The 25,702-nt window shown below is 66.1% G+C and carries 21 protein-coding genes; 11 read left to right on the forward strand and 10 right to left on the reverse strand.

What is annotated here, in order from left to right; all coding sequences use genetic code 11:
• Positions 1–61 precede the first annotated feature (61 nt).
• Complete coding sequence (locus tag EL249_RS12000) at positions 62–1,618, reverse strand: FAD-binding protein (protein WP_005671997.1); 1,557 nt, start codon at positions 1,616–1,618, stop codon at positions 62–64.
• Positions 1,590–2,654, reverse strand: coding sequence for a lytic transglycosylase domain-containing protein (locus EL249_RS12005; RefSeq protein ID WP_083799430.1), 1,065 nt, complete (start codon positions 2,652–2,654; stop codon positions 1,590–1,592). Before EL249_RS12005 ends, EL249_RS12000 begins: the two co-directional genes overlap by 29 nt.
• Before the next feature lie 410 nt (positions 2,655–3,064).
• Here EL249_RS12005 and EL249_RS12010 point away from each other — a divergent pair, with 410 nt between their 5' ends.
• The 3 genes from EL249_RS12010 (at position 3,065) to EL249_RS12020 (ending at position 7,528) form a co-directional block, all read left to right on the forward strand.
• A complete protein-coding gene (locus EL249_RS12010) occupies positions 3,065–4,630 on the forward strand; it encodes a UbiD family decarboxylase (protein ID WP_040529577.1) in 1,566 nt (521 codons plus the stop codon).
• 233 nt (positions 4,631–4,863) lie between these two features.
• The gene (gene ggt, locus EL249_RS12015) at positions 4,864–6,756 is read left to right on the forward strand and encodes a gamma-glutamyltransferase (RefSeq protein WP_005671988.1); all 1,893 of its coding nucleotides are present in this window, start codon (positions 4,864–4,866) and stop codon (positions 6,754–6,756) included.
• 73 nt (positions 6,757–6,829) lie between these two features.
• Positions 6,830–7,528 carry a gamma-glutamylcyclotransferase gene (locus EL249_RS12020; RefSeq protein ID WP_005671986.1) on the forward strand — a complete coding sequence of 233 codons (699 nt, stop codon included), beginning with the start codon at positions 6,830–6,832 and terminating at the stop codon, positions 7,526–7,528.
• A gap of 74 nt (positions 7,529–7,602) precedes the next feature.
• Here the strand turns inward: EL249_RS12020 and EL249_RS12025 are convergent, their stop codons facing one another.
• The 3 genes from EL249_RS12025 to dacB form a co-directional block, all read right to left on the reverse strand.
• Entirely contained in the window at positions 7,603–8,232 is a 630-nt protein-coding gene (locus EL249_RS12025) for an FMN-dependent NADH-azoreductase (RefSeq protein ID WP_005671983.1), read from the reverse strand.
• A gap of 53 nt (positions 8,233–8,285) precedes the next feature.
• Complete coding sequence (locus EL249_RS12030) at positions 8,286–8,804, reverse strand: DUF3278 domain-containing protein (RefSeq protein ID WP_169311648.1); 519 nt, start codon at positions 8,802–8,804, stop codon at positions 8,286–8,288.
• A 180-nt stretch (positions 8,805–8,984) separates the two neighbouring features.
• Positions 8,985–11,060 (reverse strand): D-alanyl-D-alanine carboxypeptidase/D-alanyl-D-alanine endopeptidase, encoded by a 2,076-nt coding sequence (gene dacB / locus EL249_RS12035; protein ID WP_169311647.1) that lies wholly within the window; start codon positions 11,058–11,060, stop codon positions 8,985–8,987.
• 387 nt (positions 11,061–11,447) lie between these two features.
• Between dacB and groES the strand changes: the two genes are divergently transcribed.
• Both groES and groL read left to right on the forward strand, forming a co-directional pair.
• Complete coding sequence (gene groES / locus EL249_RS12040; RefSeq protein ID WP_005671978.1) at positions 11,448–11,735, forward strand: co-chaperone GroES; 288 nt, start codon at positions 11,448–11,450, stop codon at positions 11,733–11,735.
• A gap of 48 nt (positions 11,736–11,783) precedes the next feature.
• Complete coding sequence (gene groL / locus EL249_RS12045) at positions 11,784–13,430, forward strand: chaperonin GroEL (RefSeq protein WP_005671977.1); 1,647 nt, start codon at positions 11,784–11,786, stop codon at positions 13,428–13,430.
• A 271-nt stretch (positions 13,431–13,701) separates the two neighbouring features.
• Here the strand turns inward: groL and EL249_RS12050 are convergent, their stop codons facing one another.
• Both EL249_RS12050 and EL249_RS12055 read right to left on the reverse strand, forming a co-directional pair.
• A complete protein-coding gene (locus EL249_RS12050) occupies positions 13,702–14,532 on the reverse strand; it encodes a CsgG/HfaB family protein (protein WP_005671974.1) in 831 nt (276 codons plus the stop codon).
• A 56-nt stretch (positions 14,533–14,588) separates the two neighbouring features.
• Entirely contained in the window at positions 14,589–15,197 is a 609-nt protein-coding gene (locus EL249_RS12055) for a tetratricopeptide repeat protein (RefSeq protein WP_005671973.1), read from the reverse strand.
• Between the two features lie 343 nt (positions 15,198–15,540).
• Here EL249_RS12055 and EL249_RS12060 point away from each other — a divergent pair, with 343 nt between their 5' ends.
• Complete coding sequence (locus tag EL249_RS12060; RefSeq protein ID WP_005671971.1) at positions 15,541–17,565, forward strand: DUF1800 domain-containing protein; 2,025 nt, start codon at positions 15,541–15,543, stop codon at positions 17,563–17,565.
• Entirely contained in the window at positions 17,562–19,025 is a 1,464-nt protein-coding gene (locus tag EL249_RS12065) for a DUF1501 domain-containing protein (protein WP_005671970.1), read from the forward strand. The genes EL249_RS12060 and EL249_RS12065 overlap by 4 nt, the downstream gene beginning before the upstream one ends.
• Before the next feature lie 52 nt (positions 19,026–19,077).
• Here the strand turns inward: EL249_RS12065 and EL249_RS12070 are convergent, their stop codons facing one another.
• A complete protein-coding gene (locus EL249_RS12070; RefSeq protein WP_005671968.1) occupies positions 19,078–19,527 on the reverse strand; it encodes a PACE efflux transporter in 450 nt (149 codons plus the stop codon).
• A 214-nt stretch (positions 19,528–19,741) separates the two neighbouring features.
• Between EL249_RS12070 and EL249_RS12075 the strand changes: the two genes are divergently transcribed.
• Positions 19,742–21,772, forward strand: a complete 2,031-nt coding sequence (locus tag EL249_RS12075; protein WP_005671966.1) for a DUF1800 domain-containing protein — start codon at positions 19,742–19,744, stop codon at positions 21,770–21,772.
• Positions 21,769–23,232 carry a DUF1501 domain-containing protein gene (locus EL249_RS12080; RefSeq protein ID WP_005671964.1) on the forward strand — a complete coding sequence of 488 codons (1,464 nt, stop codon included), beginning with the start codon at positions 21,769–21,771 and terminating at the stop codon, positions 23,230–23,232. Before EL249_RS12075 ends, EL249_RS12080 begins: the two co-directional genes overlap by 4 nt.
• A 53-nt stretch (positions 23,233–23,285) precedes the next feature.
• Here EL249_RS12080 and EL249_RS12085 read toward each other — a convergent pair whose 3' ends face one another.
• Complete coding sequence (locus tag EL249_RS12085) at positions 23,286–23,735, reverse strand: PACE efflux transporter (protein WP_005671962.1); 450 nt, start codon at positions 23,733–23,735, stop codon at positions 23,286–23,288.
• A 362-nt stretch (positions 23,736–24,097) separates the two neighbouring features.
• On the opposite strand from EL249_RS12085, the gene EL249_RS12090 reads away from it, so the two are divergent.
• Both EL249_RS12090 and EL249_RS12095 read left to right on the forward strand, forming a co-directional pair.
• Positions 24,098–24,457 carry a CidA/LrgA family protein gene (locus EL249_RS12090; protein ID WP_005671960.1) on the forward strand — a complete coding sequence of 120 codons (360 nt, stop codon included), beginning with the start codon at positions 24,098–24,100 and terminating at the stop codon, positions 24,455–24,457.
• Positions 24,454–25,185, forward strand: coding sequence for an LrgB family protein (locus EL249_RS12095; RefSeq protein WP_005671959.1), 732 nt, complete (start codon positions 24,454–24,456; stop codon positions 25,183–25,185). Before EL249_RS12090 ends, EL249_RS12095 begins: the two co-directional genes overlap by 4 nt.
• 225 nt (positions 25,186–25,410) lie before the next feature.
• Here the strand turns inward: EL249_RS12095 and EL249_RS12100 are convergent, their stop codons facing one another.
• Positions 25,411–25,605: a heavy-metal-associated domain-containing protein gene (locus EL249_RS12100; RefSeq protein WP_005671957.1), complete on the reverse strand. Its 195-nt coding sequence runs from the start codon at positions 25,603–25,605 to the stop codon at positions 25,411–25,413.
• Positions 25,606–25,702 lie beyond the last annotated feature (97 nt).

Below are 25,702 nucleotides of genomic sequence, written 5' to 3' on the forward strand. Positions count from 1 at the left end.
CGCTACGCCATCAGCGTGGATTCATTTCCCTTGCGAACGACGTGCCATCCATGACAGGCTGTCAGCGCCCGCCCAGCAGGATCCCCGTCGGATCGAACTGCCTGCGCACGTCGGCAAAGGCCTGCCGAAGCGCCGGTGTCCAGCGCGGCGGCAAGGTACCCGCCAGAGTCTGACGGGCCATCGGTCCCGCTCCTTCCGGCACCACCAGCTGCAACTCGCCAGCAGCTACCTGCCCACGCCATGACGGCTGTACACCCTGCGAGACCAGACGCTCATCCAGAGCTGCGACCAGCCCGGCCAGGGTGGCCGGGTCCTGCGGCGGCAGCGGGATGATGCAGGCCGAAGGGGGAATCGTCGGGGAAACCCGTTCACCCAGCAGCGCCTGCCAGACGGGCTGCACATCCCCCGCTGCCGCGCGGCCATGCGATTGCAGCCCGCCCCCGGCCTGCAGTGCCAGGCCTGCGGCACCTTCCTGCCGTCGGGGGTCGAGCAGCGCCGTCAGACGCCGGTGGGCGGCCTGGACATCGGCATCCGCCTCGCCCGAGAAGCGCACCAGCCAGGCGGCCAGCCCGGCCTTCCCCGGCTGTGCACCATCCAGACACCCCGACATGCCTGGACCGATACCGGCCAAGCGGCACAGGGCCTGATCATCCGGATGGTGCGAGCCGGCGAGGCGACGCAGATCCGCCGCGTCCAGCAACAACGCGGCCGAGGGCTGCAAGGCCAGCACGGCCGGCGCATGGGTGAGCGCAGCCGCCGCCGACGGTTGCAGGAACAGCGCCCAGCGCGAGACCGCCGGCCGGCGCAACAGGCGCAGATGCAGCCGCGCCGACCAGGCCAGCGTGCCAGCCGATCCGACCAGAAGATGCGCCAGATTCACGGAGCCATCAGGCGTGTAGGGACGCTGGGGACGGGGGTGGAAGGCATCCAGCAGATAGCCATCCGGCACACGCTGGCCCGGTGGCCAGTGACGGGCAATGTCGGCCTGAACGCCAGCCGCAATGCCGAACAGGGACGACACCAGCTGCCCTGCCCGACCACTGTTCAGGCTGACGGAAGAGCGCGCACCGAACGGGCCAAACAGCTGTCGGGTTCCATCATCCAGAATGGCATCCATGCCCAGCAGGCGGTCGGCCAGCGTGCCCCAGGCCAGTGCCGCAGCGGCGGCATCCAGCCCCACCAGTCCCCCCAGGGTCGCCCCGGATTCCGGATGCGTCTCGATGGGCAGCCACCAGCCGTGCGGCTGCAGCAGGCGGTTCAGATCGGCCAGTCGCACACCGGGCTGGACCTCGATCATCCCGCGCGCACCATCGAAGCGGGCAGCGCGGGTGAGATGGGAGGAGGCATCAATCTGCAGGCCGGGCAGACCGCCACGCGACGAATCCGCATGCCCCGCGAGCCCCACAGGAACGCCCCCGGTGACGCCCCCGAACCTGACCGGCACGGCCAGCTCTCGCGCCAGCTCCAGCGCCGTGGCCACGTCGGTTTCATCCTGCGGCTGCAGGCGGGCATGGCCGCCCGCCAGAATCAGCTCGCCCCGAACCAGCCGGCGCAGACGCTGCACCAGCCGGGCCAGGCGCTCTGCGGCATCAGAGGTCGACGGACTTGCGGCCGCCATCGGCCTGCGATGCCATGGCCTGCGAGGTGGCGTTGTTGCTCGCCGCCACCGACACCGAGACAAACTCGTCGCGGCGACGCAGCACCTTGTTGCCATAGCCGCCGTCGTGCGACATGCGGGCGGCCCCCACGTAGGCCTTCAGGGCCCGGCGCTCACTGCCGCCGTAGCGCTTCAGGTAGTCGGACAGGATGCTGCTGCCCACCTGGATGTTGACCTTGGGCTCCCAGACCGTGTCCGTGCTGCCGTAGGGCTTGAAGCGCTTCCTGTGCATCTTGGTGTGCACCTGCATGAGCCCTTGGGCACCCACGCGGCTTTGCGCCCGGGGGTTGAAGCTGGACTCGGTGGCCATGACGGCCATGATGAGATAGGGATCGACGTTGTAGGTCTTGCCTGACTGGCGGGCATAGCCCATGTACTGCTCGACGGAACTTGCGTTCACGCGGTACTTGCGGGCAATGTGCTGCACCACGCCGCGCTCGGCGCGCGTGAGGCGAACCGACGGGCTCTCGCGCGAGACATCCGCGATCTTGCGCAGGCCGCTGCGGGTGGCCGGACGCACCGGCCGCTTGCTGCGCTGCGCGCCCACGGCGGTCCGGGGTGAGGAAGCCCGCCCTGCTGACGCACGACTGGCGGGTTTCTGCGCCGCCTTCACGGCGCTGCGCGTGCCCTGGGCCGTGCGATGAATGCGGCCAGAGTCTTCCGACGCCGACACCTTGACGGCCCCGCCCTCACCCGTCGCACTCGACGGCTGGGCTTCGCGGATCTCGACCGGTACCCGTGCCTCGGCCGCTGCCGACACCACCTCGCGGCTGCCGCCACTGGACTCGCTGCGCTCGGCCGGACGCGTGCGCTCGACCACCGGGGCCGGCTCATCGGCCTCGGCCAGCGAGGGAACCGCGCCGAACATCAGGGCCGAACCTGCCAGCATGGCCATCCACAGACGCCCGGCCACGGAACGACCCGACCCGTGACGTGCGGACGAAGACGGGTTCGTCCGTGCGGAGGCGGCAAGGGGAACGGCAGGCGAGGCTGACATGGTGAAGGCTCCTGGTTCAGTGGGCACTGCATGGACAACAGGATGGGTGCGCGGACAGCAGGGGCTGCAGCCCAGCGCTGCCGTTCAGGCAGAACGCCCCCGACGGGACGCCCTGCCGGCAAGGGGCAGCGCGGGGCAAGGACCCAAGAAAATACCCGCGAAAGGCAGGGAAACACCGCCCGGCGGCAAACCCTGACTTGTAAAAAACAACATTTTGGCAACAATTACTGCGCATTTTAACAGCCTTTTCGCTGCCAACACGCATCAGACGTGCAATTTGACCTTGCGCAAAGTCTGTCGACACTCCCCATTCCTGGCGCCTCACCCCCCTTGCCATCGGCGTCGGGGCCTTCCGCTGCCACCCATCGACACAGCGTGACACAATGCAGGCAACGACAAAGGATCGAACCATGCCCCTACGCTATGCCGACCTGCGGGAGTTCCTGCAGTACCTGGAAGGCCGCGACCAGCTGCGCCGCATCGACGTGTCGGTCTCGCCCGTCCTGGAAATGACCGAGATATCCGATCGGGTGCTGCGCCAGGGCGGCCCGGCGCTGCTGTTCCGCAACCCCGAGGCCGAAGGCCGGCGCTGGCACTTCCCGGTACTCACCAACCTCTTCGGCACCCCGGAGCGGGTGGCCCTGGGCATGGGCGAGGATTCCGTGGCCGCCCTGCGTGAAGTGGGCCGCCTTCTGGCCTACCTGAAGGAGCCCGAGCCGCCGCGCGGCCTGAAGGACGCCTGGGAGAAGTTCCCCGTCCTGCGCCAGGTCATGAACATGGCGCCCAAGGTGAGCGCCAGCGGCCCCTGCCGCGAGGTCGAGATTCCCGCCGACAGCGTGGACCTGGACGCCCTGCCCATCCAGCACTGCTGGCCGGGCGACGCCGCCCCGCTGATCACCTGGGGTCTGGTGGTGACGCGCGGCCCCGGCAAGCCGCGCCAGAACCTGGGCATCTACCGCCAGCAGGTCATCGGCCGCAACAAGACCATCATGCGCTGGCTGGCCCATCGCGGTGGCGCGCTGGACTTCCAGGAGCACCGCCGGCAGTTCCCCGGCACCCCCTTCCCCGTGGCCACCGTCCTGGGCGCCGACCCGGCCACCATCCTGGGCGCCGTCACCCCCGTGCCCGACTCACTGTCCGAATACCAGTTCGCCGGCCTGCTGCGGGGTGCCCGCACCGAGCTGGTCCGCGTGCCCGACACCGAACTGAACGTGCCCGCCACCGCCGAGATCGTGCTGGAAGGCCACCTCTACCCCGACCCCGACGGCGAGAAGACCCTGGCCCACGCCCGCCGCCTGGGCTGGCAGGGGCCGCTGCCGCCCGCCGCGCTCACCGGCTATGAAATGGCCCTGGAAGGCCCCTACGGCGACCACACCGGCTACTACAACGAGAAGGACTGGTTCCCCGTCTTCACCGTCGACCGCATCACCCACCGCCGGAACGCCATCTACCACTCCACCTACACCGGCAAGCCGCCCGACGAGCCGGCCGTGCTGGGCGTAGCCCTCAACGAAGTGTTCGTGCCGCTGCTCACCCGGCAGTTCCCCGAAATCGTCGACTTCTACCTGCCGCCCGAGGGCTGCTCGTACCGGCTGGCGGTCGTGTCCATGAAGAAGGCCTACGCCGGCCACGCCAAGCGCGTCATGTTCGGCATCTGGAGCTTCCTGCGCCAGTTCATGTACACCAAGTTCATCATCGTGGTGGACGACGACGTGGACATCCGCAACTGGCAGGAAGTCATCTGGGCCATGACCACCCGCGTCGACCCGGCCCGCGACCTGACCCTCGTCGAGAACACGCCCATCGACTACCTGGACTTCGCCTCACCCGTCAGCGGCCTGGGCTCGAAGATGGGCATCGACGCCACCAACAAGTGGCCCGGCGAGACCACCCGCGAATGGGGCACCCCCATCACCATGCCGTCCAGCGTCAAGAAACGGGTGGATGCCATCTGGCGGGAGCTGGGGATCGGGTGAAAGGCGGTGGGGATTCCCTGGTGGGAGGCGAGAGTTGGCGGGGATTCCCCATCGTCAGCCCGGAGAAGTTTCACGCTCTGAAACCGAACCGGATAAACTGATACAAATTCCCACCCAATACTAGATAGAGACAGTCCCGTTGCCGCCCGGTACCGCGGCTTCCCGCCCTGCCGGCGATACCAGGCGGGCAGCCGTGCGCCGTGCCAGCGCCTTTCAGTTCCAGGAGAGTCGCCATGCGCCTGCGCGCCCCCCATTCGTCGTTCCCCACGGGTGATGCCCGTCGGGCCGCCCCCCTTGATCCGTCGGTCGCGCCGGCCGGCGCATCACGCACCGCCATCCCTCGTGCCGCCCTGGGTCTGTTCATTGCCCTGTCGCTGGCCGCGTGCACCATCCCCGGGCCGCTCAGCAAGGCGCAGACCGACCGGCTGACCTCGCCCGACCTCGCCGTCAGAAGTTCGCAGCTCACCCAGGCGGCCGCCGCGCGCTACGACTCGCAGAAGGATGTCTTTCACCCGGTAGTGGCCCGTCATGGCATGGTGGCCAGTGAACAGGCGCTGGCCAGCCAGGTGGGGGTCGACATCCTGAAGGCCGGGGGCAATGCCATTGACGCCGCCGTGGCGGTGGGCTTCGCGCTGGCCGTGGTGCTGCCCAATGCCGGCAACCTCGGCGGAGGCGGTTTCATGATGGTGCATGACGCCCGTTCCGGCCAGTACGTGGCGCTCGACTTCCGCGAGACCGCGCCCGCCTCGGCCACCCGCACCACCTTCCAGGACGCCAAGGGCAATGTCATCGACGGCAAGTCGCTCTACACCCATGCCGCCGTGGGCGTGCCCGGCACCGTGGCCGGCCTGACCCATGCCCAGAAGAAATGGGGCAGGCTCTCGCTGGCCAAGGTCATGGCCCCCGCCATCGAGCTGGCCGAGAAAGGCTATCCGGTCAGCCCGACGCTGGCCCGCGCGCTGAAGACCGAGGCCGACACGATGGGCCGGTGGCCCGCCACCCGCGCCATCTTCTGGAGGAACGGTGCACCGCTCAAGGCCGGCGACCGCCTGGTGCAGAAGGATCTGGCCAGCTCGCTGAAGCTCATCGCCCTGCAGGGGGCCGATGCCTTCTATCGCGGCCCCATCGGGAAAAAGATCGTGGCTGACAGCCAGGCACACCGGGGGTTGATCACGGCCGCCGACCTGCAGGGCTACAAGCCGGTGGAGCGCAAGCCCGTGCGCGGCAGCTACCGCCAGTATGAGATCGTCACCATGCCGCCCCCGTCCTCGGGCGGCATCCACCTGCTGCAGATCCTCAACATCATGGAAGGCTGGCCGATCGGCAACTGGGGCCAGAACAGCGCCCAGACCGTCCACCACATGGCCGAAGCCATGAAGCTGGCCTATGCCGACCGTGCCGAGTATCTGGGCGATCCGGACTACGTGAAGATCCCGCAGACCGGCCTCGTCTCGCGCAAGTACGCTGCCCTGCTGCGCAGCCAGATCGACCCGGCCCATGCCAAGCCTGCCAAGGACATCAAGCCCGGCCGGCCCCAGCCCTATGAAAGCGACCAGACCACCCACTACTCGGTGATGGACGCCAAGGGCAACGCCGTGGCCGTCACCTACACGCTCAACACCAACTTCGGCACCGGCATCGTCGCCCCGGGCACCGGCATCCTGCTCAACAACGAAATGGATGACTTCTCCGTCAAGCCCGGCGTGCCCAACGCCTACGGCCTGGTGGGTGGCGAGGCCAACGCCGTCGGCCCGCGCAAGCGTCCGCTGTCGTCCATGACGCCCACCTTCGTGCTGAAGGACGGCAAGCCCTGGCTGGTGACCGGCAGCCCCGGTGGCGCCCGCATCATCACCACCGTGCTGCAGACCGTCAGCAACGCCATCGACCACGGCATGAACCCCGCCGAGGCAGCATCCGCTCCCCGCTTCCACCACCAGTGGACACCGGACGAGCTGCGGGTGGAACGCGGCTTCCCCGTCGACACCACCGAACTGCTGCGCCAGCGCGGCCAGAAGGTCGTCGAGAAGGCCGCCATGGGCCGCACGCAGACCATCCAGGCGCAGGATGGCGAGCTGTGGGGCTACTCCGATCCGCGCAATCCGGACGGACAGACCCTGGGATACTGAAAGGGTCGGCATTGAAGGCACCGCCTCCGGGCGGTGTTATCCTAGCGGGTTTACCTGTCAGCGCCTCCGGCCCATGCGCAAGCCCCGCCCCACCGTCCTTACCCGTGAATTCCTGCAGAGCGGCGACTATCTGCGCTCCTTTGTCGACACCCCTCGCCAGAAATGGTGGAGTCGGGAGCAGATCAGCGATTCACTGGAGAAGACGCTGGCTGAGCGCCCCGACCCCGACGCGCCCGTCTGGGTCTTCGCCTACGGCTCGCTCATCTGGAACCCGCTCATCCATGTGGCCGAGCAGCAGCTGGCCACGCTGCGCGGCTGGCGCCGCAGCTTCTGCATGCGCCTGCTGGCCGGGCGCGGCACCCCCGAACACCCGGGCCGCATGCTGGCGCTGGCCCGCGCCCCCAGCACGGCCCACCCCACCACCGGCATCGCCTTCCGCATCCGCGAAGAAGAACTGCGTGACGAACTGATGCTGGTCTGGATGCGCGAGATGATCGGCGGCACCTACGAGCCACTGTGGCAGGAAGTCCGCCTGGCCGACGGCCGCCTCGTGCAGACCATCGTCTTCGTGATGGAACCCTGCACGCCCGCCTACGAGCACGACACCTCGGTCAGCACCGTCGCCCCACTCATCGCCACCGCCAGCGGCCATCTGGGTCACAATATCGACTACCTGCTGGAACTGGACCAGGCCCTGACCGCCCACCACATCCACGACACCTACATCCAGGAACTGGTCGCGGCCGTGCGGGCGTATGGGGCGGATATCTGAATCATGCGAAGCGCATCGACAACCTGACGCCCTCCGCACGTCCAGAGCCTCCAGCACACCCCATCGGGCGCCCTCTAATCCGCCAGGAACCCCTCAAGCCGGGCATCGATCCCGGCCAGCGCACGCTGCACGGCAGCCTCCGGCCCCGCAGGCAGCGCCGTGCCTTCGGCACGGACGGCGTCCACACTGGCAAATCCCAGGAGACCACCAAGCAGGGTCTGCAGGTAGGAAACGCTGAACTCCATCTGCGCCATCGGACCGGTGCTGTACACGCTGCCGCTGGCTTGCAGGAGCAGCACCTTGTGGGCCCCCATCAGCCCCTTCGGGGTACCGCTTTCGTCATATTGAAAGGTCTGCCCCGCCATGACGATGTTGTCCAGCCAATCCTTCAGACGGGCGGGAATGCCCAGGTTGTACAGCGGATAGGCAATGACCAGGCGCGGCGCGGATTTCACTTGCGCAATCACCTCACCGGAACGCGCCAGCAGCGCACGCTGCCCGGAATCGGGCTGCTGCCGTTGAAACACGGTATGGACGATCGCATCCAGCATGTCCTTGTCCAGCGGCTGAATATCGGCTTCCGCCAGATTGACGATTTCCGTGCTTCCCGCAGGCAGCCTGGCCACGAGATGCTGCACCATGCGGTTGGTCGCAGCTTCGGCAGCGTGCGGGTCGGGATGGGCATTGATGATCAAGGTTTTCATGGTGTTCTCCTGTCAGACATGGAAGGATCAGGCGGACAAATCCTTCACCCTGCCTACACTTTCCCCAGCTTGCGCCGGCCAACCAGATACATCATGCCACCAAAGAAAGCGCCTCCCAGCAGCCAGATCACGATGAAGACGGCATTCATCTTGACCGGCATGCCCGCGGCCCAGGGAAGGACCCCATGCATCAGCACGAGCATCCCCACACCCCAGCCTGCACCACTCAGAATCGACTGCTTCTTCAAGGTGCGCAGACGTTCGGAATGCTCGTCCGCCGACAAGGGCGGCTGGCGCAATGCCTTGTTTCCGCGGATGCCCCACAACACAAACACGCTCTGACCCATCAGCAGGGCAAACAGCGCCATCGTTCCGAACGAGACCGTCACGCGCTGATGCGAATAGGCGTCCCAGATCAGGCTGAGCAGCGACAGCAGAGAAGTCATGGAGAAAGTGTACGCAGCTGTGCCGGACAGGACGCGATCCACCTCATGCCACTGCGCCTCGTCCAGCGGTCCTTCCAGACCGATCAGGCGACGCTTCATGCGCTGGACCCTTTCTTCTTTCTTCATGCATCCCTCCAGAGAAAAGCCATCGAATACCGCTGCATGGTAGCGTTCGAAGCTGTCCTGCCGGAGAAATTGCCCTTTCATGACCATGGGGCGTCGCACGTCATGAAATGCCGGATGCCGCTGCTTGTCACCGGATGCCGCTGCATGAGCATCCGGAAAGATGCGACAGACGGACGGGATTCACCCGTGCCGATACACCCACCGCAGCAGCTCGTCCTGCGCATGCAGCGCACGCTCGGCCGGGTACTTGCCGTTGATCATCAGCGACAGCGCGTAGCGCCTGCCTGAGGCCGCCGTCACGTAGCCGGCGATGGCCCGCACGTTCTGCAGCGTGCCGGTCTTGATCTGCGCCTGACCCGCCACCGGATCCATCCGCAGCCGCGTCTTCATCGTGCCATCAATGCCCACCACCGGCAGCGAAGCCTCGAACCAGGGCGCCGTGGGACTGCCAGCCGCACGGGCCAGCAATGCCACCATGTCACCGGCCGAGATGCGCGCCTGCCGTGACAGCCCGGAGCCGTTTTCCATCACCAGCGACGGCAGCGCCAGCCCCTGGCCGCGATACCACTGGTGCAGCCACTGGCCGGCACGATCCGGGGGCAGCGCGCCCTGCCCGCTGGCCGCTGCCATTTCCAGCAGCAACATCCGCGTCATCACGTTGTTGCTGAACTTGTTGATGTGATGCACCACCTCACCCAGGTCCAGCGTGGACTGCCAGGCATAGAGTGGGCGACCACGCGCCGCCGCCCCCGGCTGGATGCGCGTGCGCCCCGTGAACTGGCCGCCCATGTCCTTCCAGGCCGCCTTGAAGATGCCGTGCAGGAACTGCTGGTGATCCAGCATCGCCGCATAGAACTGCTGCGACCCACAGGCGCGCACCTGAGTGCCGTTCACCGACACCACCGGGCGCCCGGCAGCCGTCGCACCGTCCTGCACGCCCAGCCGTGTGCCCCCGGTCCGACAGCGTCCCTTGAGCACCTTCACGTCATAGCGCAGCTGCACGTCGGCCAGCGGCGGCTCCAGCGCCAGCTGGCGCTTCTTCGGGTCGATGACCAGCTTGCTGGCCTTGAAATTGGTCAGGGCCGCCCACGGCCGCACGTTGTAGGCCTGCGAGGCATCGCCGTCAAAAGCTTCCCCATCGGCCGGCCCCACCGCAAAGCGTGCATCATCCACCACCAGGTCGCCGCGAATCGTCGTCAGCCCCTGCGCCCGCAGGTCCGCCATCAGCGCATGCAGATCCTCGATCACCAGATGCGGGTCGCCGCCGCCCTGCAGGATCAGGTCGCCCTGCAGCACCCCGTCCCGAATCGGGCCTGTAGTGAGGAAGCGCGTCGTCCAGCGATAGTTCGGTCCCAGCATCGACAGCGCCGCATGGGTCGTCACCAGCTTCATCGTGGAAGCTGGGTTGAACGGCCGCTCGGCCTGATGCATCACGCGCAGCATCGGCTCATCCGATGCCTGTTCTGCCAACGCTCCATCGGCTTCCGGGCGGTTCGGCCATGAGCGCCCCTCGGTCAATACACGGCCATCCCGAACGCCGACACCCGCGTGCTGCCATCCCGCGCCTCCCTCGGTCGTCCGATGCTCGATGGGTGCTGCCGGGGTCCATGAAGCCCCTGCTGGCGGAACCGGAGATGCCCCGGCCCCCTTCAGCGGCACAATGGCCATGCCGAAGTCCGCCTCGGCAATGCCCGCACGAAGCAGCTGCTGCACGGCCAGTGCCGTCATCGCCTCGCCCGAAATGGAAGCACGCCCACCGGTATCGGTACGGGGCCAGTCCAGCAACGCGACCTGCATCGCATCGGTCATGCTTCCGGCCGAAGCAGCCCCTGTCGCGGAACGTGTGGCCGCAGCGACCTGAAGGCCTTCACGGGGTGCCGCCACCCCTTTCAGGGCCGTCAGCGGAATGGCTCCGCCTGTGAGCCGTTGCGGCCCCTGTCCGGCCACTGCCTTTCCGGCGATGGCCTGGGCCCCTGCATCTGCACGCTCCGAGGGCTTCGAGGCCGACAGGGCGATGCCGCCCGACGCGCGAGAAGCCCCCGCAGTTGATGAAGTCGTCGTTGCAGCCAGTGCCCCGGTCGCCAGCAGCAGCCCGGCCGCCAGCACGCCACCCTTCAGGCGCGGCCCCCCGCCCTGTCCTCGATGGTCCTTGCCACCACTGCCCGGCCTCCGCCCCTCACCCATCACCGTCCCGCCCCTGCCACAGGAATGTGCAAAGTGGGCATGGTGCGCCGTGCAGGCCGCGCGATGCGCCATGGCGGGACGAACGAGCGGCCCGCCCCGACGAAACGGCCGCCGCCGGCCAGCGACGCAACATTCCGACCGGGTGTTCGCCCCATCCGGATGACACGACCCCGCCCATGGCGCTTTCCGCCGTCCATCGGCTTGCATCGGCCGTGTCGCCTTGTCTATCATTGCGCGTTAGCACTCTCCTGCCACGAGTGCCAGGATCGGCAAAAAAATTTTGCTTTCGGCTCTTGTCTTCTGGCTGGCCGTCCCCAGCTTCGATGACATCCCGTCCCGACCGGTGCCTCCTGGCCCGGGAAAGCGGCCCGATCCACCCGGCAGCCGCCCATGGCCAGGACCGCCCCCCTTCGGGACAAACCATCCATCCCTTTTCATCCTTGTTCAGGAGTTAACTGAATGAAACTGCGCCCCCTGCACGACCGCGTCATCATCAAGCGCCTCGACAACGAGCGCAAGACCGCTTCCGGCATCGTGCTGCCGGAAAACGCCGCCGAGAAGCCCGACCAGGGTGAAGTGCTGGCCGTCGGCGACGGCAAGATCGGTGATGACGGCAAGGTCCGTCCGCTGGCCGTCAAGGTCGGCGACAAGGTGCTCTTCGGCAAGTACTCCGGCCAGACCGTCAAGGTCGACGGCGAGGAGCTGCTGGTGATGCGCGAAGAAGACATCATGGCCGTGGTCCAGTAAGACTGACCCCCGTCCGACAGAATTCAAAGAACTCAGGAGTTTCCACACATGGCAGCAAAACAAGTCAATTTCGGCGACGAAGCCCGTGCCAAGCTGGTTGAAGGCGTCAACATCCTGGCCAACGCCGTCAAGGTCACCCTCGGTCCCAAGGGCCGCAACGTGGTGCTGGAGCGTTCCTTCGGCGCCCCCACCGTCACCAAGGACGGTGTCTCGGTGGCCAAGGAAGTCGAGCTGAAGGACAAGCAGGCCAACATGGGCGCCCAGCTGGTCAAGGAAGTGGCTTCGCGCACCAGCGACAACGCCGGTGACGGCACCACCACCGCCACCGTGCTGGCCCAGGCCATCGTCCGCGAAGGCATGAAGTACGTGGCCGCCGGCATGAACCCGATGGACCTGAAGCGTGGCATCGACAAGGCCGTCGCCGCCCTGATTGAGCAGCTGAAGAAGCAGTCCAAGCCCACCACCACCAGCAAGGAAATCGCTCAGGTCGGCACCATCTCGGCCAACAGCGACGAAGAGATCGGCCAGATCATCGCCGACGCCATGGAGAAGGTTGGCAAGGAAGGCGTCATCACCGTCGAGGACGGCAAGTCGCTGAGCAACGAGCTGGACGTGGTCGAGGGCATGCAGTTCGACCGTGGCTACCTGTCGCCCTACTTCATCAACAACCCGGATCGCCAGGTTGCCGTGCTGGAAAGCCCGTTCATCCTGCTGTGCGACAAGAAGATCAGCAACATCCGTGATCTGCTGCCGGTGCTGGAGCAGGTTGCCAAGGCCAGCCGTCCGCTGCTGATCGTGGCTGAAGACATCGAGGGCGAGGCCCTGGCCACCCTGGTCGTCAACAACATCCGCGGCATCCTGAAGACCGTCGCCGTCAAGGCTCCGGGCTTCGGTGACCGTCGCAAGGCCATGCTGGAAGACATGGCCATCCTGACCGGCGGCGTCGTCATCTCGGAAGAGACCGGCATGTCGCTGGAAAAAGCCACCATCGAAGAGCTGGGCAGCGCTGCCCGCGTCGAAGTGGCCAAGGAAAACACCACCATCATCGACGGCTCCGGCGATGCCAAGGCCATCGAGAACCGCGTCAAGGCCATCCGTGCCCAGATCGAGGAAGCCACCAGCGACTATGACCGCGAGAAGCTGCAGGAGCGTGTCGCCAAGCTGGCCGGTGGTGTGGCCGTGATCCGCGTCGGTGCTGCCACCGAAGTGGAAATGAAAGAGAAGAAAGCCCGCGTGGAAGACGCGCTGCACGCCACCCGTGCTGCCGTCGAGGAAGGCGTGGTGCCCGGCGGTGGCGTTGCCCTGCTGCGTGCCAAGGCTGCCGCCAAGATCGAGGGCAGCAACCCCGACCAGGAAGCCGGCATCAAGATCGTTCTGCGCGCCGTCGAAGAGCCGCTGCGCCAGATCGTCACCAACGCCGGTGAAGAAGCCAGCGTCATCGTGGCCAAAGTGGCCGAGGGCAAGGGCAACTTCGGCTACAACGCCGCCAACGGCGAGTACGGCGACCTGGTGGAAATGGGCGTGGTCGACCCCACCAAGGTGACCCGCACCGCGCTGCAGAACGCCGCCTCCATCGCTGGCCTGCTGCTGACCACCGACGCCCTGATCTCCGAGGCTCCGGAAGACAAGCCGGCCTCCCCGATGGGTGGCATGGGCGGTATGGGTGGCATGGGCGGCATGGGCATGGACATGTAAGTCCCGCCCGGCCCGGAAACGGGCCCGTCAGGCACCCAGGCAGCAGAAACCTCTCTGCTGCCCCGGCGTCCCCGGGCCCGCTTCCTGCCACTGGCAACACAAAGGCCGTGTACCTGGCCGCCTTCGGGCGGTTCGGTACACGGCCTTTTTCAATGCCGCAAACAGAAAGGCCCCGTCATGACGGGGCCTTCATCGTGAACGGGAGGCTCAATCCGTGGCGGCAGACAGTCTGCCAATCCAACGGATCGATGCCCGGTTCGGCGTCCGAAGCTCAGTCACCCACCTTCAGCACGCCACCGCGGCCGAGGCCGCCCTTGACCTGCTGCGCCTTGTAGTTGCGCAGCGAGATGACCATGTTGTTGTAGGCGTCCATGAAGGCAGCCACCGTGGCCTTGCCTTCCGGTGTGCGCGAGAAGCCCGCCAGGCCGCCGGCTGCGCCACCACCCAGCATGCCCAGGGCGGCACCGTAGTTGGTGGCCGAGGCATTGCCTTCCGAAGCACTGATCTGCACGCCCGAACGGATGTCGTACAACGACAGCGTAACCACCGAGACCTTCGACTCCAGCGAGCCGGCCAGGGCGCCCAGGCCAGAACCCAGGAAGCCTGCCAGGCCCCCGGCCACCTTGCCCGTGGAATCGTTGTCGATGATGATGGCCGGCTCCATCAGGTAATCGGCCGCCACGCGCTGGCCCTTGTGCTGCTTGGAACCGGCACGGAATTCACCCGAGTTGCGCTGCTTGTCGGTGATCGCCGCCAGGCGCGCCTCGGTGCGGCTGTTGCCGATGGAAGTGATCACGAAGCAGTTGGACTGCTGCACGGCCAGCCGCAGCAGCGGCTCGATGGTCGTGACCTTGGTGGCAGAGCCGAAGGCGTCGTACCAGTCCTTGTCACGGCCGTCGTCCATGGCGATGGTGCCCAGCGGCGCATCGCAACGCTCCAACGACGAGTTGGCATTGACGCTGGAGCTGCCGGCTGCGCCGCCGCGTGCATCGCTGGGGCTGTTGCCCTTGGTGATGTGGCCACCGCCCATCTGGGCACAGCCGGCCAGCACGGCCACCGAAGTCAGCGCCAGCGCGCCTTGCAGAAGTTTCTTCGCAACCATCGGGAAAATCCTTTCGTCAGGAGTCAAACAGAGCGTCGTTCACGACACGGTCGAGATCAGTAGTAGTACCAGTACCCTGCCTGCCAGTACGTGTAGTAGTGGTAGGCATTCCACCAGTAACCCATCCACAGCGCCCGGTGGGTATTCACCCAGCGCCGGTATTCCACCTCATCCTTCTTGGCCTTCTGGGCCTCTTCCAGCAATTTCTTCGCTTCGGGATCGCCCTTGCCGGCAGCGGCCAGCAGCCACGATTCGGCTTCGGCCGGATCAGAGCCCATTTCCTCGAAGCCGCTCAGGTACAGGCGGCCCAGCGCCACCTGCGCCTTCGTGTTGCCCCGTTCGGCAGAATCACGCATCCAGGTCAGCGCCTTGTAGGAATCACGGCGCACACCGTCGCCCCGGAAGAAGCGCAGCGCCAGGTCGAAGGCCGCGCGCGGGTCGGCCTTGGCCTGCTTCTCCAGAACGGCAATGCGGGCCTCTTCTTCCGTCACCGGCTCGGCCACCGGCTTGCGGCCGGCCTCGCTGCGCGCCTGATCGCTGCAGCCCTCGTCCTGGGTGCAGACACGGACAGGCTTGCCCGCCTGGGAATCGACAGCCTGCTGCTGGGCGGCACACGCCCCCAGCAACACCGACAGGGCCAACAGGGAAACTGAACGTGCATTCATGATCCGACGATCCCCCCACGGGAGTCAGTTGAAAGGAAGGATCAGCTTACCGCCACTGCCCGTCCGCCGCCATTCGCCGGGCGGCCAGTCGGAACCGACCAGTTGACATCCTGCCGCCTGTCAGCGTGCCGAATGTCACATCCTGCTTCAGTTTACCGCCGTACCTCTCGCCAGCCCCCCGATATCCGCGCACGCCCACCCCGACAGGCTATGGCAAATCGCTTCGCGCCCTCCGCCTCTGTCCAGCCAACGGCCGGATACGACCATTTGTCACATAAAGTGACAAAAAAGTTACACTATCGGTAGCCTGAACACTGTACCTAATTCGCAACACACACGCCCGATGCCCACAGAACCTCTGCGATCCATCGACCGCGGCCTGCTGCCAGTCGGCACGCCCTCCTCCCACCCGATCCGTCCCCTGACCGACACCACGACGCCTGCCGCACGGACAGCCCTGTGGTCCCTGCCTTCCTGGCGGCACACCCTGCTGGCAACCGGCCTGACCCTGGTGCTGGCGGCCTGCGGAGGCAGCGGAGGCGAATCCGGCGATGGCGAGCGCCTCGGCCTGGACAGTGCAGACACCGCCGAGCTGCAGACCCATGACCGCATGAAAGCCGGTCCCACGCAGGCGGGCCAGCGTCGTCCGGGGGCACAGAACACCGGGGCGTCCTCGCGGCCGGCGGCCACGGCGGCGGCATCGAACCATCCGCGCTGGACGCTCACCTCGCCGGCCGAGGCCAGCCGCTTCCTGGCTCAGGCCAGCTACGGTTCCAGCCCGAAGGACATCAAGGCCCTGACCGGCAGGACCGCCAACGAATGGATCGAGGCCCAGTTCTCGCGTCCGGCCACCTCGCTGCTGAACACCATGAGGTACTGGCAGCAAAGAAGCGGCAAGGCCATCACGCTGACCGACGCCCACAACGCCTGGTGGTATTCCACCGTCCAGCAGGACCAGCTGCGCCAGCGCGTGGCCTTTGCGCTGTCACAGATCTTCGTGGTGTCGACCAACGGCGATGTCAGCCACTTCCCGAAAGGGATCGCCAGCTACTACGACATGCTGGCCCGCAACGCCTTCGGCAACTTCCGCCAGCTGCTGGAGGACGTGACGCTGCACCCGATGATGGGCGTCTACCTGACGCACATCGGCAACCACAAGGAGCGCTTCGACTCGACCGGCAAGCTCACGCAGGCGCCCGACGAGAACTACGCCCGCGAAGTGATGCAGCTCTTCACCATCGGGCTGGAGCAGCTGAACCTGGACGGTACGCCGAAGAAGGATGCCCAGGGCCGGCCCATTCCCACCTACAGCAACAACGACGTGATCGGCCTGGCGCGCGTCTTCACCGGCTGGAGCTGGAATGGCGGACGGCTGACCCACGAGTGCTTCTTCCGTGCGGGCTACTGCGCAGAGAACACCAACGAGCGTGAGACGCGACCGATGGTGGCCTATGACCAGTACCACTCCACGCTGGAAAAGCGCTTCCTGGGCACCACCATCCCTGAAGGCCAGTCCCGCACCACCGCCGACCTGAAGGTGGCGCTGGACACCCTCTTCAACCATCCGAACGTCGGCCCCTTCATCGGTCGGCAGCTGATCCAGCGTCTGGTCACCAGCAACCCCTCGCCCGCCTACGTGCGGCGTGTGGCCAGCGCCTTCAACGACAACGGCCAGGGCGTGCGCGGCGACATGAAGGCCGTGATCCGCGCCGTGCTGCTGGATGAGGAAGCCCGGGGCGACAACGCCCGCAAGCAGCCCTCCTTCGGCCGCATCCGCGAGCCGGTGCTGCGCTTCACCCACCTGATGCGCGCCCTTGAGGCCAGCTCGCGCACCGGTTACTGGGGAATCGGCCGTACCGACGTGCCGGGCAACCTGAACCAGACCGCCATGCGCGCGCCCTCGGTGTTCAACTTCTACCGTCCGGGCTATTCGCCGGCGGGCACGCCCGTCGCCCGCGCCGGCCTGGTGGCCCCCGAGATGCAGATCACGCAGGAAAGCAGCGTGGCCGGCTATGCCGACTACCTGGACCGCTTCGTGGGTGGCACCTCGATCTACATCGTGGGTCTGGGCGACATGATCCCCCACCCGGATGGTGAACGTCACAGCGGCGGCCAGGCACGCGAGATCAAGTTCAACCTCGAACCGCTGATCGCCAAGGCAAAGGATGTCGATCAGCTACTGGACGAGATCAACGTGCTGTTCCTCAACGGCCAGATGCAGTCCGACACCCGAACCATCATCCACCGCGCCGTCTCGGAAGCCGTCCCCAAGCGCAACAACGACGACATGCGTCGCGTGTACCGCGAGCGCGTCTCGCTGGCCCTCTACCTTGCCCTGCTGTCCACTGACTACCTGGTGCTGAAATGAGCCACGACCACTCCCACGATCATGACCATGGCGGTACCAACCAGGGTCGTCGCCAGCTGCTGAAATCAGGCCTGGGCCTGGCGCTGACCGCATCCGGCGGCTTTGCGCTGAACCTGGCACACATGGGAGCCGCCGCCGCACAGAGTGCGTCCAGCGACGACTACAAGGCCCTCATCTGCCTGTTCATGTACGGCGGCAACGATCAGGCCAACACCGTGGTGGCCACCAACGGTGGCTCCTGGGATCGCTACCGCACGCTGCGCGGTGGCAGCATCGGCCTGCCCGAACCGGGATCGGCGGGAGGCCTGCTGCCCGTCAGCCCCGACAACCTGGCTGCCTTCGGCAACCGGGGGCTGACGCTGGGGCTCCACCCGGCCCTGATCCAGACGCGCGAGCTGTTCAACCAGAAGAAGCTGGCCATGGTGGCCAACGTGGGGCCGCTCATCGAGCCCATCACCCCGGACGAATACCGCCGCCTGTCGCGGCGCTTCCCGGATCGGCTGTATTCGCACAACGACCAGCAGTCCACCTGGCAGACCTTCTCGCCCGAAGGCAGCCGCAGCGGCTGGGGAGGCAACCTGGCCGGCATGCTGGCGGATGCCTACAACCCCGGTGCGCCGTTCTTCAGCGCCATCTCCACCGGCAACAGTGCAGCCGCCTGGCTGACGGGCAACCGCGTCTCACCGTACAGCGTGCCGCTCACCGGCCAGATCGGCTTCGTGCAGACCGAGCGGCATCTGGGCGACGTGCACAATGGTGGCCGTCCGCTGCGCGAGATCCTGTCGATCTCCCGCAGCAACGACAACCTGCTGGCCCAGACCTACAACGAACTGTACCGCCGCACGCTGGACTACCAGCAGCGCATGCGCAGCGGTCTGATCGACGAGCGGGACTCGCGCCTGCTGGCCGTGCCCGGCATCCGTGGTGGCGGCGGCGCCAATCCGCTCATCGAGCAGCTGCGGATGGTGTCGCGCATCATCGCCAGCCGGCAGAGCCTGGGCGTGCGGCGCCAGGTGTTCTTCGTCAGCCTGGGCGGCTTCGACACCCATGGCGGCCAGAAGACCACCCAGAACCGGCTGCTCGTGCAGGTCGACCAGGCCCTGGAACATTTCGTGCGACAGATGCAGATCCTGGGCGTGGAAGATCAGGTGACGCTGTTCACCGCCTCGGACTTCGGCCGCAGCATGCTCACCAATGGTTCGGGCACGGACCATGGCTGGGGAAGCCATCACTTCGTAGTGGGTGGCGCCGTGCAGGGCGGACGGCTGTATGGCCAGTTTCCGGCGTTCGGACGGGATGTCGGCCACGACGTGAACGGCCGGCTGGTGCCCCGCTATTCGGTGGAGCAGTATGCCGCTGCCCTGGGCCGCTGGTTCGGGCTCTCGGACAGCAACCTGCTGCAGGTGCTGCCCAACCTGCGCAACTTCGATGCGCGCGCGCTGACCTTCATGAAGGCCTGAACGGGAAGCGCCGGGGCCTGACCATCCGGATGGCAGGCCCCATGAACCGGACTCAGCGTCCGGCGCTGCCGCCAGCGGGCTTCGCCTTCCCTTCCGGGATCGGGAAGATGTGGTCGTAGGCCAGGTTGTAGACGAAGGCAAACACCACGTAGAACACCACCAGTGCGATGTCGGCCACAAGTGCCTCCCACAGGCTGATGTCCAGCCACCAGGCGATCAGCGGCACCAGCATCACCACCAGACCGCCCTCGAAGAGCAGCGCGTGCAGCACCCGCACGCGCATGCGCTTGTGCACTGAACCGGTCAGCCTCTTCAGTATCCGGTCGAACCCCAGGTTGTAGACATAGTTCCAGACCGCCGCAATGGCCGCCGTGGACGCCCCCAGCGCACCGATCTCGAAGGGATCGAAGCCGAAGAAGACGGCACCGATGGGTACCAGGATGAGCAGTGCCGTCACCTCGAACAGCACCAGGTGGCGAATGCGATCCTTCGTCGTGCGCATCGTTCTTGAAAGCTCCGTCTGAAATGATCGATGAAGGCCGGGGCCCTGCCCCACGTCCGCGCCATTCCTGCGCCGGCAGAGCATGGCCGGTCGCCTCACGATCCCGAAACCACGTCGAATTGAAAGACAGTCAAGACCATTTGTCACACACGGTGACAAATAAGTTACAATGTCAATCGCCGGCACACCGTGTCCATTTCACAACAACAAAACGATGCCCACAGAACCTCTGGGATCCGTCGACCGACGGCCACTGCCAACTGGCTCCTCCCTCTTCCCACCAACCCCTACCGCGGCCCACATCACGGCTCAGGCCACACAGGCACGATCCTCGCGGTCTCTGCCCTCGTGGCAACACACCCTGCTGGCAGCCGGCCTGGCCCTGACACTGGCAGCCTGCGGCGGCAGTGGGGACGAATCCGGCAACAGCGGGCAGATCGGCCTGAACAGCACCGACACCACGGGCCTGCGGGCCCATGATCGGACGAAGGCTGGCCCCTCGCAGGCGGGCCGCCCGGGTGCGCAGACATCGAGCTCGTCATCTCAGGCTGCAGCGGCCGCATCGGGCTACCGGCGCTGGACGCTCTCCACGCCAGCCGAGGCGAGCCGCTTCCTGGCTCAGGCCAGTTACGGTTCCAACCCGAAGGACATCAAGGCCCTCACCGGCAGGACTGCCAATGAATGGATCGAGGCGCAGTTCTTGCGTCCGCCCTTCTCGCTGCTGAACGCCATGCGGTACTGGCGCCAGAGAAGGGGGCCCGAGGGCAACAAAAATGTCTCGGAACTGGAGGACGCCCACAACGCCTGGTGGGTTTCCACCATTCAGCAGGACCAGCTGCGCCAGCGCGTGGCCTTCGCGCTGTCGCAGATCTTCGTGGTGTCGTCCGCCGGAGTGGTCGGCGAATACCCCAAGGGGTTGGTCAGCTACTACGACACGCTGGTCCGCGGCGCCTTTGGCAACTTCCGCCAGCTGCTGCAAGACGTCACCATGCACCCCATGATGGGCATGTACCTGACGTACATCGGCAACCGCAAGGAACGTTTTGACTCGACCGGCAAGATCACCCAGGCGCCCGACGAGAACTACGCCCGCGAAGTGATGCAGCTCTTCACCATCGGGCTTGAGCAACTGAACCTGGACGGCACGGCGAAGAAGGATGCTGGGGGCAATCCCATTCCCACCTACAGCAATGACGACGTGATCGGCCTGGCCCGCGTCTTCACCGGCTTGAGCTGGAACGGCGGACAACTGACCCATGAGTGCTTCGTCCGCGCAGGCAACTGCGCCGCCAACACCAACGCGCGCGAGACGCGACCGATGGTGGCCTACGACCAGTACCACTCCACCCTGGAAAAGCGCTTCCTGGGCACCACCATCGCCGAAGGCCAGTCCAGCACCATGGCCGATCTGAAGTTGGCGCTGGACACCCTCTTCGACCACCCGAACGTCGGCCCCTTCATCGGTCGGCAGCTGATCCAGCGTCTGGTCACCAGCAACCCCTCGCCCGCCTACGTGCGGCGTGTGGCCAGTGCCTTCAACAACAACGGCCAGGGCGTGCGTGGCGACATGAAGGCCGTGATCCGCGCCGTGCTGCTGGATGAGGAAGCCCGGGGGGCCCACGCCCGCAAGCAGCCCGATTTCGGTCGCATCCGCGAGCCGGTGCTGCGCTTCACCCACCTGATGCGCGCCTTCGAAGCCAGCTCGAGAAGCGGTTACTGGACTATGGGCCCCACCAATGCACCGAGCGAACTGAACCAGACCGCCATGCGTGCGCCCTCGGTGTTCAACTTCTACCGCCCGGGCTACTCGCCGGCAGGCACGCCCATCGCACGTGAAAAGCTGGTGGCCCCCGAGATGCAGATCCTGAATGAAAGCAGCGTGGCCGGCTATGCCGACTACCTGAACCGCTTCGTGGGTGGCACCTCGATCTACATCGTGGGCCTGGGCAAAATGATTCCCCACCCGGAGGGGGAACCCGCCACCAATGGCATGGCACGCGAGATCAGATTCAACCTCCAACCGCTGATTGCCAAGGCCAACAACGTCGACCAGCTCCTTGACGAGATCGACATGCTGTTGCTCAACGGCCAGATGCAGTCCGACACCCGCGACATCATCCGCACTGCTGTCTCGCAAGTCGTGCCCAAGCCCCCAAGCTACGACATGCGCCACATGTACCGCGAGCGCGTGTCACTGGCCCTGTATCTCGCCCTGCTCTCCCCTGACTATCTGGTACTGAAATGAGCCACGACCACTCTCACGATCATGACCATGGCGGTACCGACCAGGGCCGTCGCCAGCTGCTGAAATCAGGCCTGGGCCTGGCGCTGACCGCCTCCGGCGGCTTTGCGCTGGACCTGGCTAACATGGGGGCCGCCGCTGCACAGAGTGCATCCAGCGACGACTACAAGGCCCTCATCTGCCTGTTCATGTACGGAGGCAACGATCAGGCCAACACCGTGGTGGCCACCAACGGCGGCTCCTGGGACCGCTACCAGACGCTGCGCGGCGGTAGCATCGGCCTGCCCGAACCGGGATCGGCCGGCGGTCTGCTGCCCATCAGCCCCGACAACCTGGCTGCCTTCGGCAACCGGGGGCTGACGCTGGGCCTCCACCCGGCCCTGGTCCAGACGCGCGAGCTCTTCAACCAGAAGAAGCTGGCCGTGGTGGCCAATGTGGGGCCGCTTATCGAACCCATCACCCCGGATGAATACCGTCGCCTGTTGCGGCGCTTCCCGGACCGGCTGTTCTCGCACAACGACCAGCAATCCACCTGGCAGACCTTCTCGCCCGAAGGCAGCCGCAGCGGCTGGGGGGGCAACCTGGTCGGCAAACTCATCAACGTCTCCGACCCTACCATGTCGTCCTTCAGCGCCATTTACACCGGCAGCAGCGCAGCTGCCTGGCTAAGGGGCGACGGCGTCTCGCCTTACAGCGTGCCGCTCGCCGGCCCTATCGGCGTCACGCTGGCCTATCGGCACCTGGGTGGCGTGCAGAATGGTGGCGAGCCGCTGCGCAAGATCCTGCGGATGGATAACAAAGACCCTAACCTGCTGGTCCAGACCTACCAGCAACTGTACAAGCGCACCCTGGACAACCAGGGAACCATGAGCGACAGCCTGATCGACGAGAATGACTCGCGCCTTCTGGCTGTCCCCAACCTCCGTGGTGGGAATAATCCCAACCCGCTCATCAAGCAGCTGCGGACGGTGTCACGCATCATCGCCAGCCAGCAGCGCTTGGGCGTGCGCCGCCAGGTGTTCTTCATCAGCCTGAGCGGTTTCGACACCCACAGCGGTCAGAGAGGGATCCAAAGCCGGTTGCTGGAGCAGGTGGACCAGACCTTGGCACATTTCGTGGAACAGATGAAGATCCTGGGCATGGAAAATCAGGTGACGCTGTTCACCGCCTCGGACTTCGGCCGCAGCATGCTCACCAATGGTTCGGGCTCCGACCACGGCTGGGGAAGCCATCACTTCGTGGTGGGCGGCGCCGTGCAGGGCGGGCGGCTGTATGGCCAGTTCCCCGCATTCGGACGGGATGTCGGCCAAGACGTGAACGGCCGGCTGGTACCCCGCTATTCGGTGGAGCAGTATGCCGCTGCCCTGGGGCGCTGGTTCGGGCTCTCGGACGGCCAGCTGCTTGAGGCGCTGCCCAACCTGCGCAACTTCGATGCGCGCGCGCTGACCTTCATGAGGGCCTGAGCGGGGAAGTGCCGGGGCCTGACCATCCGGATGGCAGGCCCCATGAGCCGGACTCAGCGTCCGGCGCTGCCGTCAGCGGGCTTTGCCTTACCTTCCGGGATCGGGAAGATGTGGTCGTAGGCCAGGTTGTAGACAAAGGCAAACACCACGTAGAACACCACCAGTGCGATATCGGCCACCAGCGCCTCCCACAGGCTGATGTCCAGCCACCAGGCGATCAACGGCACCAGCATCACCACCAGACCGCCCTCGAAGAGCAGTGCGTGCAGCACCCGCACGCGCATGCGCTTGTGCACCGAGCCGGTCAGCCTCTTCAGTATCCGGTCAAAGCCCAGGTTGTAGACATAGTTCCAGACCGCCGCAATGGCTGCCGTGGAGGCGCCCAACGCACCGATCTCGAACGGATCGAAGCCGAAGAAGACGGCACCGATGGGTACCAGGATGAGCAGCGCCGTCACCTCAAACAGCACCAGGTGGCGAATGCGATCCTTCGTCGTGCGCATCGTTCTTGAAAGCTCCGTCTGAAATGATCGATGAAGGCCGGGGCCCTGCCCCGTGAAGGCGCATGACCCATGCCCGGGCTATGGTCGTCATCACGGCAGGTCATATCCGATGCTGCAAAGCAACAGACGGCCCCCATGGCCGCCAGGCGCCCCACAGGCCCGGGACCGGAGGCGGATAATACCGCCCCTTGGGACGGACAGAACAAGCGCCGTCCCGCAGCGATCCTCCGAATGGGCCTGTTCCTGGCACCTTTTCCGGCAAGGTCCAGCCCGCCCCTTCGGCACGGCAGCGATCTTCCCTTGATGACGGCATTCCCGTTCGGAGTCCTTCCTTCTCCGAACAACAACAGGCTGTCATCCCCATGCTCGGCGCATTCACGCTGCTGCTGGCCTATCAACTGGTCGGCGAAATCATCACTCAAGTCTTTCACCTGCACATCCCGGGCCCTGTCATCGGCATGCTGCTGCTCTTCATCACCCTGATCTTCCGCGAAGGCCCTTCGCCGGAGCTTCGCGAGACCAGCCGCCAGCTGCTGCAATATCTGTCCATGCTGTTCATCCCCGCCGGCGCCGGCATCATGCTGCACTTCGGCACACTGGAGCGTGAATGGCTGCCCATCCTGCTGGGCGTGCTCGTGGGCACCCCGCTGGTCATCGCCATCACGGCCTGGCTGCTGCAGAAACTCATCGGCAACCGCCAGAACGAGGAGACTGAGTCGTGATCTACGGTCCGCACAACTACTACGACGAGGTCCGCACCTACCTCTCGGCCAGCCCCCTGCTGGGGCTGCTGCTCACGCTGGTGGCCTTCCAGATCGCCGTCTGGATCCACCGCCGCTGCCACGGCAACCCGCTCACCAACCCCATCATGCTGGCCGTCATTGTGGTGGTGGGCCTGCTCAAGCTCACCGGGGTGGAATATCAGAAGTACTTTGCCGGTGCACAGTTCGTGCACTTCCTGCTGGGCCCCGTAACGGTGGCCCTGGCCATTCCACTGTACGCCCAGATCAAGCCGCTGACCCGCCTGGCCGGGCCGCTGCTCACCAGCCTGCTGGTAGGCAGTCTGATAGCCGTGCTGGGGGCCTGGGGTCTGGGCCGGGTCGCCGGAGCCAGCCAGGGTGTGCTGGTGGCCATGGCGCCCAAATCGGCCACCGGCCCAATCGCCATGGCCATTGCCGAGAGCCTGGGCGGCTCGCCCTCGCTCACCATGGCCGTGGTGCTGCTGACCGGCATCTTCGGCGCCATCGTGGCGCCGGCCGTGTTCAAGCTGCTGCGCATCGAGGATGATGCCGTGCGCGGCTTCGCCCTGGGTCTGGCAGCCCACGGCATCGGCACCGCCCGCGCCTTCCAGCTCTCGGAAGTCGGCGGCGCCTTCGGAGCCCTGGCCATGGGCCTGAACGGCCTGATCACCGCCATCATCGCTCCGATGATCGTGCACTGGCTGAGCTGACGCCTCGGGCTATCCGGGCACGTCGGAACGCCCCATGAAAACGGCCGGCGCCTCCTGCTCGGGGGTGCCGGCCGTTTTTCATGCAACGCAGACCTTGCGGGCCTTCCGTCTTTCCATCTGAAAGGACTGCACGCCGCGAGGCCTACCGGCCCCGACAGCCGCTGAGCCCGGCAGTCTGACGCCCTGCCACTCTTGCCAGCCGGGACGGCCGGCAATGCGCCTGGCTTACTGCGCCGGCGGGTAGCCTGCTTCGGTCAGCGCCCGGGCCAGCGTCTCACGATCGGCCTTGCCGTCGATGCTGACCTGATGCGTGCCCAGGTCCACCGTGACCTTGGCGTCCGCATCCACCTGCGCCACCGTGGCACGCACGGTCTTTTCGCAGTGGCCGCAGGTCATGTCGGGAAGCTTGAACTGGATCATCGTGTTCTCCTTGCAAAGGGATGATGGAGCAGCCCGCCCAGGTACCCGGACGCCCGGACGGTGTGCACCGTGAAGGCAGGACCCGGATGGGGCGGGC

The organism is Lautropia mirabilis (assembly GCF_900637555.1).
Lineage (GTDB): Bacteria > Pseudomonadota > Gammaproteobacteria > Burkholderiales > Burkholderiaceae_E > Lautropia > Lautropia mirabilis.